The sequence below is a fragment of the Exiguobacterium sp. AB2 genome (assembly GCF_000696055.1).
Taxonomy (GTDB): Bacteria; Bacillota; Bacilli; order Exiguobacteriales; family Exiguobacteriaceae; genus Exiguobacterium; species Exiguobacterium alkaliphilum.
Map to the genome: position 1 here is coordinate 1 of NZ_JNAA01000009.1, position 12,039 is coordinate 12,039.

Sequence of the window (12,039 nt, forward strand, 5' to 3'; positions counted from 1 at the left end):
ACAATTGATGAACTTCAGTTTTCAGGGAACAAACCCTGAAGGTGATTGACACGTCCGATGGACGATGTTAATATTTTCTTTGTCTGGTGGCGATAGCGAAGCGGCCACACCCGTTCCCATGCCGAACACGGAAGTTAAGCGCTTCAGCGCCGAAAGTAGTTGGGGGTCTCCCCCTGTGAGGATAGGACGTTGCCAGGCAAGATCGTTCCGCAATAGCTCAGTGGTAGAGCAACCGGCTGTTAACCGGTAGGTCGTAGGTTCAAATCCTACTTGCGGAGCCAATTTAGGCCCGTTGGTCAAGCGGTTAAGACACCGCCCTTTCACGGCGGTAACACGGGTTCGAATCCCGTACGGGTCACCATTATGGAGGATTAGCTCAGCTGGGAGAGCACCTGCCTTACAAGCAGGGGGTCGGCGGTTCGATCCCGTCATCCTCCACCATCTTTTATAATCAATCAAACCATATATGCCGGTGTAGCTCAGTTGGTAGAGCATCTGACTTGTAATCAGAGGGTCGAGGGTTCGAATCCTTTCGCCGGCACTCCTTGGGGGGGTAGCGAAGTGGCTAAACGCGGCGGACTGTAAATCCGCTCCCTCGGGTTCGGCGGTTCGAATCCGCCCCCCCCACCAGGTTTGAGCCATTAGCTCAGTTGGTAGAGCATCTGACTTTTAATCAGAGGGTCGCAGGTTCGAGCCCTGCATGGCTCATTTTTTGCGGAAGTAGTTCAGTGGTAGAATACGACCTTGCCAAGGTCGGGGTCGCGGGTTCGAATCCCGTCTTCCGCTCCATATCATTCCCGGGGCCTTAGCTCAGCTGGGAGAGCGCCTGCCTTGCACGCAGGAGGTCAGCGGTTCGATCCCGCTAGGCTCCACCATTTGTTTGTTTCTTAAGTTATTGATGACTTAAGTTTTTTTTGCCTAAAACCATGAACCATTCACTTGAGAGTACAGAGAAAGGCAGCCTGCCACCATTCAGGCTGCCTTTTTGTATGTTTATACACGACCGTGCGAAGTTGAACCACTTGATTGATAGCGTTTACAATAAAGGTATTAATCGGTCAGGGGGAATGGCTATGCAATGGTCATATATTGAAGTACCACTCCGTTATGGACAGGGGAAAGACGGAGTCGATCAAGGTCCGAGTAAACTTCGGGAACTCGGGTTAGAGGCGTTATTGCCTGAGGGAACGGCAAAGCGAACAATCCGCGTGTTGCCTGAATCCGAAATCCGTGAGAATGAAGAGCACTTGAAACGGGTAGATGGCGTGTTATACACGGTCAATGGGCTCGCGGAAGCCGTCCATGAGGAAGTTCAGGCGAATCGTTTCCCATTGATTGTCGGAGGCGACCATAGCATGGCCATCGGAACGCTCGCAGGTCTTGCGAAAACTGGTCCATATGGCGTCATTTGGGTGGATGCCCATGCGGATTTGAATACAGGTGAGACGTCACCTTCGGGGAACATTCACGGCATGCCGCTTGCAGCCGCCATGGGGATGGGGGATGTCCGTTTGACGGAGGTCGGAGGAAGAGAGCGTAAGCTTCTGCCGGAGCACCTGGTCTATATTGGACTTCGCGATATCGATGAAGGGGAGATTCGTGAAATCAATCGACTCGGGATTAAAGTCATCACGGTCGAAGAAGTTCGAACGCGCGGTGCGGACGTGATTATGCAAGAGGCGATTGCCTATTTACGTGAACGCGTCGGTCGTTTTTATGTCAGTTTTGACATGGATAGCTTTGATGCGAGCCTCGTCGCAGGGACAGGGACGCCGGTCGATGGGGGATTGACCGCTGCAGAAGGGAAAGCGATTGTCGCTGAAGCGATGACCGCAGACGAGTTGATTGCCATCGAACTCGTTGAACTGAACCCATCCCTTGATGTCGAAGACAAGACGGCCCAGTTGGCGTTCGCGCTCTGCGAGACGATTGTGAAATCCAAAGAAAACCTGTTATTGGAAAGTTGAATTAGTTTCCATCCCTTACAGTTTCCAAATCCTTTTGTTACAATGGGTTTGGAAACTTTTTTTTGATGGAGTTGAAACTTATTCGAGGGACGGAACGTATAGAGGGATGACCGCATCGCTGCGGAGAGGGAGAGTGGATTGATGGAACGGCTGACCACCCGTTTGGTCGACGAATTGAGGTCGGGGAATCACGATTCGTTTGCTGAATTGGTAGAACTGTACAAGGATGGTGTCTTTGCTGTCGCCTATAAGATATTATATGACCGTGGCGAAGCCGAGGACGCTGCCCAAGAGACGTTCATTCGAGCCTACACACGGATTGAGACGTACGACCCACAATATAAGTTCAAAACATGGTTGTACCGAATCGCGACGAACGTTTCCATCGATCGACTCCGCAAGCGTAAGCCGGAGTATTCAATGGATGCGGAAATCGCGGGTACCGAGGGTCTTACGTATCAAGACCACTTAGCTGATGAAGCGCCCCAACCCGATGCACAAGTCGTTCATCGCGAGATTCGAGGCGAGATGCATGACGCGATCAAGCAACTCCCTGACAAATATCGCATCCCGCTCCTTCTAAAGTACGTGGATGATTTGTCGTTAAAAGAGATTAGCGTGATGATCGATCTGCCGGTCGCAACGGTTAAAACAAGGATTTTCCGGGGAAGAGAAATGTTGAAAACAATCTTTCAAAACAGGGAGGGGTTCAATTGACTCCTGAAGAGAAACTGCAACAATATTTGGAAGATGGCATCCTGCCCGAAGAATCAGACGAATTCCGTCAATTACTCGAGGACGACGCCTTATATGAGGCTTACCTTCAATACGAACGAATCGATGCCGAACTGAAAGCTTTGCCACGCCCGAAACTGTCTGATGATTTCACGGCACGGGTCATGGCAGCTTTACCTGACGCGACAGCGCGTCCGACGCACGTCGTGACGGCTGTTCCGGAACCAATCCAAACAAAGAAGGTGCGACGGACGCACTCGAGACAGATGACGTGGTTCCGCAAGCATCCCGGGCTCATCGCCGCTGTACTCTTCTTCAGTTTGATGTCGAGTGCGACGCTCGGGTTATGGAACGGCTCGGCGGAGACGATGACGTATACAAAAGTTCCAGGCATCGTGGTCACGGCCAACGAAGTCGTCGTACCGGAAGGTGTTACAATTGAACGCGACATCACCGTTCAAGGAGGCGATCTCCGCATCGAAGGCAAAGTCGAAGGCAATGCGACGGCCGTCCACGGTCGTGCGTATTTGGCGAGTGCTGGTGAAGTGACTGGTGAACTCGAGCAAATTGACCAGATTTTCGAATGGCTCTGGTATTCCATCAAACAGTTATTTTGAAGACGTCCATCGGGCGTCTTTTTTGTTCGTTTCAATCTGGTTTCGTTTTATCGCCAAGCGATGCTTCGTTTTGGAAATGTGATATAATGAAACTTGCACAATTGGCTAGGTAGTTGAGGAGGGGAGCATTTGCCGCTACTGGAACAGGTTTCATTCTTATCATTTTTTAGTCTTTCGGAGAACGTACATTGGTACGATTATTTGAATGACGTTTTAGATATCGTCGTCGTCACGTACGTCATCTACAAGCTGATGATGATCGTCCGTGGCACAAAAGCGGTTCAACTGATTAAAGGGATCTCGATTATCCTCGTCAGTTGGTTCCTCAGTGGATTCTTTGGATTAAAGACGTTGCAATTCTTGCTGAATCAAGTCATCACGTATGGTCTGCTCGGAATCATCATCATCTTCCAACCAGAGTTACGACGTGGGCTAGAACACTTAGGCCGGACGAGCAACCTGTTCGGTCGGACGAGTACGAGCGATGAGGACAAACAGCGTCAAATGATTGAGGCGATTGTCAGTTCGGCGCAATATATGTCGAAACGCCGAATCGGTGCATTGATTGCAATCGAGCGGGACACCGGCTTGAACGAGTACGTCGAGACAGGGATTCGCATGGATTCGCACATCACGTCGCAATTGATTATCAACTTGTTCATCCCGAACACGCCACTCCATGACGGGGCGATGATTATTCAAGATGGGAAAATCGCCGCTGCCGCTTGTTATTTGCCGCTATCGGAGAGTCCTCACATCGACAAGGCACTCGGGACACGGCACCGTGCAGCGATTGGCGTCAGTGAAGTGACAGATAGCGTGACGCTCACCGTGTCCGAGGAGACGGGAGCTGTATCGCTCGCGATTGCCGGGCGTCTGTATCGTGAGTTAGACGAGGAGGCGCTTCGCAACAAGTTGATTCAAGAACTCGTCATCGAAGAGAAAGAGACGACGCTCTCGTTCTTCGGCAAAAAAGGAGGGGACAAGTAAGTGATTGATCAGTGGTTACAACACAAATGGTTTCTCCGCATCATCGCACTTGCTTTAGCTATCCTTTTATACTTTATGGTCGCCGAGACGAGTTCGTCGACGAGCTCATCGAGTGCCTTGCCGATTGTCGGTCAAAGCTCGATGGTGCTCGATGTGCCGGTGGAAGTCTTTTTCGATGAGGTCCAGTACGTCGCCTATAACGTGCCGGAAGAGCTAAACGTCGAGCTCCAAGGACCATCGAGCAGTTTGACGATGACTCGATTGGTGAAAGATTATCAAGTATTCGTCGACTTGACGAATCTCGGTACCGGATTTCATCGCGTCCCGGTCGAGGCCCGTGGTTTCGGGGGGGATGTGAACGTCAAACTCGAACGGGACACGGTCGAGATTTACATCGATCGTAAACAGACGGTGGAAGTACCGGTCTCCGTTAACATGTTAAATAAAGACCAGTTGCCAGAAGGGTACGTCGTCGGGGACGCTGAAATCGAACCGACGACCGTGAAGGTGTCGGGTGGGGCGAGTCGGATTCAAAACGTGAAAGAAATCACCTTGAACATCGATGTCGCCAACCAGAACCAGACGTTCACCCGAGAGTTACCGCCGACCATTTTAGATGCGAACGGGAACCCGCTCAACGTCACGGTAGAACCAAACATCATTCGTGTGACGGTCCCGGTATATGAACAGAGTGCGGTCGTCCCGATTGAGGTCGTAACGACCGGTGACGTCGCGGATGAATATCGTCTCGTCGATACACTTCTCGCCGACACGGAAGTGCGGGTGTTCGCACCGACTGACGTGCTCGCCAACCTCGATGTAATCGAGACAATCCCAATCGATTTAGGCGGCTTAGACGGAAATAATAAAGTCACAGCGACGCTCCAGTTGCCGGATGGTGCAACGGCACTCGGCAAGAAAGAAGTCGAGGTGCAATTGCTCGTTCGCGGGATTGATGATACACGTGACGATTCAGGCGAATTGACCGAGCGGGTCCGTCTGACGGTGCCGGTAAGCGTTCGTGGTTTTGATCGGACGAACTATACGCTCCGGTCGCCTGACGTCGTCAGTGTGACGCTGTCGGGGAAACGAGCGCTCCTCGAGAACGTCACGTCGAATAGTGTAGGCGTTACGCTCGACTTGACCGGTCTGCCAAGCGGGTTACATGGCGTGGATGTCGATTATGAAGTACCAAAAGGCGTGACGGTCGTCTCGCCAAAAACAATTGACGTCGAATTGACGAGCGTCGATGACGAAACAGAGACGTCTTCGCTTCAATAAGGCGTTCAATCATACAAAAGTGAGGAAATGATCATATGGGTAAATATTTTGGAACAGATGGGGTTCGCGGTGTCGCGAACTCAGAGTTAACAGCAGAATTGGCATATCGTCTAGGACGCGCCGGTGGTTATGTGTTATCGAAACACTTGCCGGCCGGTGAACAGCCGAAAGTCTTGATCGGTCGCGATACACGTATTTCAGGTCACATGCTTGAAGGTGCACTCATCGCGGGTCTTCTCTCAATCGGGGCAGAAGTGATGCGTCTCGGCGTCATCTCGACACCAGGTGTCGCGTATTTGACAAAGTCACTCGATGCGACGGCAGGTGTCATGATCTCTGCGTCGCACAACCCAGTCGCCGATAATGGCATCAAATTCTTCGGTAGCGACGGATTCAAACTCGACGATGCCACGGAAGCAGAAATCGAAGACATTTTAGACGCGTCAGAAGACACGTTGCCACGTCCGGTCGGAAAAGACCTCGGCTTCGTCTCGGATTACTATGAAGGCGCCCAGAAGTACCTTCAGCTGTTAAAACAGACGGTCGATGAGGACTTAGACGGTCTTCATATCGCCCTCGACTGCGCCCATGGCGCGACGAGCGGACTTGCGGCGCGTCTGTTCGCAGACCTCGAAGCGAACGTCTCGACAATCGGGAACTCGCCGAACGGTTTGAACATCAATGAAGGCGTCGGTTCGACCCACCCAGAGCATTTGGCTGAATTCGTGCGTGAAAAGGGTGCGGATATGGGTCTTGCGTTTGACGGCGACGGCGACCGTTTGATTGCCATCGACGAGAACGGTGACGTGGTCGATGGCGACATGATCATGTACATCTGTGGGAAGTATTTGAGCGAGCAAGGCCGCTTGAAAGACAATACGATTGTCGCAACGGTTATGAGTAACCTCGGCTTCCACAAGGCGGTTGAAGAAGCGGGCATGACGGCGCTTCAAACGGCAGTCGGTGACCGTTATGTCGTCGAAGAGATGAAGAAACACAATTACACACTCGGTGGCGAGCAGTCGGGTCACTTGATCTTCCTCGATCACTCGACGACAGGAGACGGGATGCTCTCTGGCGTTCAGCTCGCCCAAATCGTCAAATCGACAGGGCGCAAGCTGTCTGAACTCGCAGCGGAGATGCCAGTGTACCCGCAAAAACTCGTCAACATCCGTGTAACGGATAAGAACGAGGCGATGAACGGTGAACGCGTCCTCGCGACGATTCAAGAGGCAGAGGCGGAAATGAACGGGAACGGGCGCATCCTCGTCCGCGCGTCGGGCACGGAACCGCTCGTCCGTGTCATGGCGGAAGCGCCGACAGCGGAAGAATGTGACCGTTACGTCGAAAAAATCGCCCAAGTCGTACGTGAAGATTACGGTGTGGAAGGATAATTTTATCCAAACAGGGAATAACACAAGGGAATCCAACTGTGGATTCCCTTTTTGTTTCCGTTTTGTCACTGTGAAATCTAGTGATTTTCTTGACGAATGGGGGTGTGATTTGTACTATTAAGAGCGTGACCTTAGAAACGGAGGGGCACAGAGTACGAGAAAGCGCCAGAACTCTACGGAGTTGACGAGGACGAAGGTGATCGAGATTTTCGGCGGATGCCTTCTAGTCGCCTGTCACGACTAAGAGTCTTTCAGTAAAACGCCCGGGTGACCGGACGGACAAAGTGAAAGACGATGACAGCTCTTAGAAAAAGCCCGTTTCCTTTTTCGAGAAATCGAATATAGAGGAGAATTGTTTATGTGTGGAATTGTAGGAATGATTGGGAATACCGGAGCGAAGGAAATCCTTCTCAAAGGTCTTGAGAAACTCGAGTACCGTGGCTATGACTCGGCTGGCCTTGCGTTGATGCAAGACGGTGTCAACGTTCACAAGGAAGTCGGACGCATCGCCGCGCTACGCGAAATCGTCCCAGCAGAAGTAGACGGCACGATTGGGATCGGCCACACACGTTGGGCGACGCACGGCGTGCCGAGCGTCCCGAACGCCCACCCGCACCAGAGCACGACGGCGCGCTTCACGCTCGTCCACAACGGCGTCATCGAGAACGACGAGCAGCTCAAGGCGACGCTCGACGTCCCGTTCAAGTCGGAGACGGACACGGAAGTCATCGTCCAGCTCATGGAGAAGAACTTCGTCGCGCTCGGCGACGTCGAGGCGGCGTTCCGCAAGACGCTCGCTGAGCTCCACGGCTCGTACGCGATCGCGATGATCGACTCGGAGGACCGAGAGCGCCTCTACATCGGTAAGAACAAGTCGCCGCTCCTCGTCGGTCTCGGCGACGGCACGTTCAACGTCGTGGCGTCTGACGCGATGGCGATGCTCCAGGTGACGGACCAGTACCTCGAGCTCCACGACGGCGAGATCGTCATCTTGACGCGCGAGTCGGCGACGATCAAGACGCTCGACGGCGAGGTGTTGGAGCGCGCGCCGTATACGGCCGAGATCGATGCGTCGGACATCGAGAAGGGCACGTACGCGCACTACATGTTGAAGGAGATGGACGAGCAGCCGGCCGTCATCCGCAACATCATCCAGCACTACCAGAACGACGCCGGTGACATCGAGCTCACGGAAGGCGTGCGCTCGCTCGTCTCGGAGGCGGACCGCATCTATATCATCGCTTGCGGTACGAGCTACCACGCGGGTCTCGTCGGCAAACAGTTAATCGAGCGCGTCGCGGGTGTACCGACAGAAGTACACGTCGCGTCAGAGTTCGGCTACAACATGCCACTCCTCACGGAGAAGCCGTTGTTCCTCTTCATCTCACAATCAGGTGAGACAGCGGACAGCCGCGCCGTCCTCGTCGAAGTGAAGAAGCGCGGTTACAAGGCGCTCACACTCACGAACGTTGCCGGTTCGACGCTCTCGCGTGAGGCGAACGAGACGATGCTCCTTCACGCCGGCCCGGAGATCGCGGTCGCGTCGACGAAAGCGTACACGGCCCAAATCGCCGTGCTCGCGATCCTCGCATACGACATCGCTCGTGCGAACGGCAAGAAGCTTCCGTTTGACCTCATGACAGAGCTCGCGCGCATCGCGACGATCATGGACTCGGTCATGGCACAAAAAGAAATCTTCGAGCAGTTGGCTGACAAGTTCTTGAAAGAGTCACGCAACGCGTTCTTCCTCGGTCGCGGCATGGATTCATACGTCGGTCTCGAAGGGGCCCTCAAGCTCAAAGAGATCTCGTATATCCAAGCGGAAGGTTACCCAGGTGGAGAGCTCAAGCACGGACCGATCGCCTTGATTGAAGACGGCACACCGGTCATCACACTCGTCTCGCAACCGAACACGCACCTCAACATCCGCGGAAACATCAAGGAAGTTGTCGCGCGTGGCGCCGTTGCCTGCACGATCTCGATGGAAGGGATGGAACACGAGAGCGATTCATTCGTCTTGCCACGTGTCGAGCCACTCCTCACACCACTCGTGACGGTATTACCGCTTCAACTCATCTCATATTACGCGGCACTCGCGCGTGACTGTGACGTCGACAAGCCACGTAACTTGGCGAAATCGGTAACAGTTGAATAAGTGACAAGACCAAGGTGGAGACACCTTGGTCTTTTTTGTGAACGGTTCTGTATAATCGTGGAACAACAGGGGGAAATCTCGTTTCGATTCGATGGAACCGGTAATAGAAAAGTATAAGCCTATAAAGGAGATGGGAATCATGAATATCGTCCATGGAAATCATCATATGCATTGGGCGATTGGTTTGTTGATTGGATTTGTCTCATTTCTGCTCAGCAGTTTTCTGTTCAGTCTCTTCATTGAAGCGGGCGTCCTTGTCACCTTCCTCACGGGTGTCGTCGGTAGCGGGCTTCTGTTCGTCCTGCTTGGCTACCGTGAACATCTCATTCGAAACGTCGGGTTAAGTACGATTGGTATGGTCGGTGCGATTTTGCTCGGATTTGCCGTCGGTGAAATGACCGCCTCGCTTGTGCCGTCTGTCGGGGAGTCATTTGCCAATGCTATGTTTTTAGTCACTGTGACGACAGTGTTTGGTACGGTGTTAGGGGTGATTGTTTTTGGTAAAAAAACGTTCGGATTCTTCTTCGGGATCAGTCTATTGACGGCACTTGCTTTGACCGTTCTGATTGAAGTGACGAACATCATGCAAGGACAATTCTGGCAAGGTGTCGACTTGAACTACGTACTGATTGTGACAACGATCGGTATGGTGGCGGGGTTAGCGCTTGGGTTGTTCGAAGATGTGAAACACGTCCATTAAAGATCGTCTTCGGACGGTCTTTTCAATTTGCTAACAAATCGAGTCAGGCCCGCATATCAAATATTGATGAAGGGAAGTGACAGATAGAAGGGAGCGATTTGATGAAACAAAAAAAATGGGCAACGACACTTGGTGCCATGCTACTTGCGACGTCACTTGCCGCATGCGGTGACACGGGTGATACGACAGAAGAAGATCAAGCAATCGATGTGACCGAGGAGCACAACGCAGAACAAGAAGAGGCGCATGGCACGATGGACCACTCGGGTTCCGGTGAAGTGCCGGACGGCCTACAGGAAGCATCGAATCCGACATACCCGGTCGACTCGACAGTCGTCATGACTGCAGACCATATGCTCGAGATGGAAGGTGCCGAGGCAAAAATCGTTGGCGCCTATGATACGACAGCGTATGCGGTGACGTACACCCCGACCGATGGTGGCGAACCGGTCGAGAATCACAAATGGGTGATACATGAAGAACTCGACACGACCGAGGACGCGCCGCTCGCCGATGGGACCGAAGTGACGCTTCGAGCCGACCACATGGAAGGCATGGACGGAGCGAACGCGACCATCGACTCGAGTGAAGAGACGACCGTTTATATGGTCAACTTCATGCTCCAGGACGGGGAAGAAGTGACGAACCACAAATGGGTGACGGAAGATGAGTTAGAACCGAAAGAATGACCTTCGATGTGAAGGTCTTTTTTATGAAATACAATATTTTTTATTGATTAACAATAAAATCACTTATATGCTAGAGACACCAAATGAAGTGAGGTGTCGACAACATGAAGCGAGAGACATGGTTTTTAAAGTTAGCTGTCATCGTCCTGACCCTTCCGGTCATCGGAGGCTGTGCTTTGGCATTACCGCATATATGGCGGGAAGCGACAGTGAGCGGCGGGTGGGTGCAAGCCTCGATTCAGCCGATTGTGATTGGAATGTATGTGGCGGCCGTTCCGTTTTTCTACGCGTTGTATCAGACGTTCAAACTGCTTGGATACATCGATCAAGATGAGGTGTTTTCACTCGAGACGGTCCGTGCGCTCCGTCACATCAAGTATAGTGCCGTCATCATCACCGCCGTTTACGCAATGACGTTACCGTTCTTCTACTGGTTCGCCGAACGCGATGACGCGCCGGGATTCCTCCTAATCGGCCTCGTCTTTGTCTTTGCCTCGTTCGTCGTTGCCGTCTTTGCCGAGTTGTTACAAAAACTGTTGGGACGAGCAATCGACATGAAACAAGAAAACGATTTGACGGTGTGAGGTGAGACGATGGCGATTATCGTAAATGTGGACGTCATGTTGGCGAAACGAAAGATGAGTTTGACCGAGTTGTCGGAAAAAGTCGGCGTGACGATAGCGAACCTATCGATTTTAAAGACCGGGAAAGCGAAAGCAATCCGTTTCTCGACGCTCGAAGCAATCTGTCAAGCGCTCGACTGTCAGCCGGGAGACATTTTAGAATATCGGGAAGACTGAGACAGGGCGAGGGCCCTGTTTTTTGTTGAGTTTGAAACGTTTTACGTCCTATAGCGTATAGGATGGGAAAGACGAACGAAAAGGGGAGACAAGATGATCCAGACGTGGAATGAACGGGCGCACACCGCGTTGAAAGGAAAGACGGGAATGTTACTCGCTTGGTCATTTGCCTGTGCGTTCATAGTGGAAGCGGGAACCATAGTGGACCCGACTTTATACGGGATGAGGGCAGACACACTGTTCGCTAGTGGCATGTGGTTAATCGGCAGCGCGGTCGTTTCCTTCATGCTGTATCCAATCATCATCGGTTACCACTGGGTGTTACTGGGGACGGTGCGAAGAGAGGAAAGTCAGTTCAAGCACGTGTTTCGACCGCTTCGTCAGCGGTATGACAAACATGTAGCGGCCACGATTCTGTTGACGGTGTTGCAATTGTTGTGGACGCTTCTCTTCCTCGTCCCAGGAATCATTAAATTTTTCTCTTATGCGTTCACGTACTTCATCTTGCACGATGAGCCGGAGTTATCTGTCCGAGCGGCCATCACGAAGTCGCGCGATTTGATGCGGGGGCGAAAAGGCAAGGCGTTCAAGCTGATCTTGCCGTTCATTCCCGTATATGTGCTCGGATTGACGCTGTTCTTCTACTTCAATGCCGTTTTTCTCGCTGCATTATCTTTATTCGTAGCGACCGGCCTCATCCGCCCTTTCATT

General features: G+C 52.3%; 12 protein-coding genes, 8 tRNA genes and 1 rRNA gene. All 21 read left to right on the forward strand.

Annotated features, from left to right (window positions below; translation table 11 throughout):
- The first annotated feature begins 82 nt into the window (after positions 1 to 82).
- Positions 83 to 198, forward strand: a 5S ribosomal RNA gene (gene rrf / locus DI14_RS00990).
- A gap of 8 nt (positions 199 to 206) precedes the next feature.
- A tRNA-Asn gene (locus tag DI14_RS00995) sits at positions 207 to 281 on the forward strand.
- A gap of 5 nt (positions 282 to 286) precedes the next feature.
- A tRNA-Glu gene (locus DI14_RS01000) sits at positions 287 to 361 on the forward strand.
- 4 nt (positions 362 to 365) lie between these two features.
- Positions 366 to 441, forward strand: a tRNA-Val gene (locus DI14_RS01005).
- 27 nt (positions 442 to 468) lie between these two features.
- Positions 469 to 541, forward strand: a tRNA-Thr gene (locus DI14_RS01010).
- A gap of 6 nt (positions 542 to 547) precedes the next feature.
- Positions 548 to 630: transfer RNA gene (locus tag DI14_RS01015), tRNA-Tyr, on the forward strand.
- Positions 631 to 635: 5 nt separating this feature from the next.
- Positions 636 to 708: transfer RNA gene (locus tag DI14_RS01020), tRNA-Lys, on the forward strand.
- A gap of 6 nt (positions 709 to 714) precedes the next feature.
- Positions 715 to 789 (forward strand) — tRNA-Gly (locus DI14_RS01025).
- Positions 790 to 799: 10 nt separating this feature from the next.
- A tRNA-Ala gene (locus DI14_RS01030) sits at positions 800 to 875 on the forward strand.
- A 198-nt stretch (positions 876 to 1,073) separates the two neighbouring features.
- Complete coding sequence (gene rocF / locus DI14_RS01035) at positions 1,074 to 1,967, forward strand: arginase (protein ID WP_034804073.1); 894 nt, start codon at positions 1,074 to 1,076, stop codon at positions 1,965 to 1,967.
- 141 nt (positions 1,968 to 2,108) lie between these two features.
- Positions 2,109 to 2,684: an RNA polymerase sigma factor SigW gene (gene sigW / locus DI14_RS01040; protein ID WP_034804074.1), complete on the forward strand. Its 576-nt coding sequence runs from the start codon at positions 2,109 to 2,111 to the stop codon at positions 2,682 to 2,684.
- Positions 2,681 to 3,319: a hypothetical protein gene (locus DI14_RS01045; protein ID WP_034804077.1), complete on the forward strand. Its 639-nt coding sequence runs from the start codon at positions 2,681 to 2,683 to the stop codon at positions 3,317 to 3,319. Before sigW ends, DI14_RS01045 begins: the two co-directional genes overlap by 4 nt.
- Before the next feature lie 129 nt (positions 3,320 to 3,448).
- The gene (gene cdaA, locus DI14_RS01050; RefSeq protein ID WP_034804079.1) at positions 3,449 to 4,309 is read left to right on the forward strand and encodes a diadenylate cyclase CdaA; all 861 of its coding nucleotides are present in this window, start codon (positions 3,449 to 3,451) and stop codon (positions 4,307 to 4,309) included.
- The gene (locus tag DI14_RS01055) at positions 4,310 to 5,590 is read left to right on the forward strand and encodes a YbbR-like domain-containing protein (protein WP_034804081.1); all 1,281 of its coding nucleotides are present in this window, start codon (positions 4,310 to 4,312) and stop codon (positions 5,588 to 5,590) included.
- Between the two features lie 35 nt (positions 5,591 to 5,625).
- Positions 5,626 to 6,984, forward strand: coding sequence for a phosphoglucosamine mutase (glmM, locus tag DI14_RS01060; protein ID WP_034804085.1), 1,359 nt, complete (start codon positions 5,626 to 5,628; stop codon positions 6,982 to 6,984).
- Positions 6,985 to 7,342: 358 nt separating this feature from the next.
- Positions 7,343 to 9,139 carry a glutamine--fructose-6-phosphate transaminase (isomerizing) gene (gene glmS, locus DI14_RS01065; RefSeq protein ID WP_034804088.1) on the forward strand — a complete coding sequence of 599 codons (1,797 nt, stop codon included), beginning with the start codon at positions 7,343 to 7,345 and terminating at the stop codon, positions 9,137 to 9,139.
- Positions 9,140 to 9,278: 139 nt separating this feature from the next.
- Positions 9,279 to 9,839, forward strand: a complete 561-nt coding sequence (locus tag DI14_RS01070) for a hypothetical protein (RefSeq protein ID WP_034804090.1) — start codon at positions 9,279 to 9,281, stop codon at positions 9,837 to 9,839.
- Between the two features lie 101 nt (positions 9,840 to 9,940).
- Positions 9,941 to 10,528, forward strand: a complete 588-nt coding sequence (locus tag DI14_RS01075; RefSeq protein WP_034804093.1) for a YdhK family protein — start codon at positions 9,941 to 9,943, stop codon at positions 10,526 to 10,528.
- Between the two features lie 104 nt (positions 10,529 to 10,632).
- Complete coding sequence (locus tag DI14_RS01080; RefSeq protein WP_034804096.1) at positions 10,633 to 11,112, forward strand: DUF2975 domain-containing protein; 480 nt, start codon at positions 10,633 to 10,635, stop codon at positions 11,110 to 11,112.
- A 9-nt stretch (positions 11,113 to 11,121) separates the two neighbouring features.
- On the forward strand, positions 11,122 to 11,328 hold the full coding sequence (locus tag DI14_RS01085; protein WP_034804098.1) for a helix-turn-helix transcriptional regulator: 207 nt from the start codon (positions 11,122 to 11,124) through the stop codon (positions 11,326 to 11,328).
- Positions 11,329 to 11,421: 93 nt separating this feature from the next.
- A partial coding sequence (locus DI14_RS01090) for a DUF975 family protein (protein WP_034804101.1) occupies positions 11,422 to 12,039 on the forward strand: 618 nt, incomplete at its 3' end.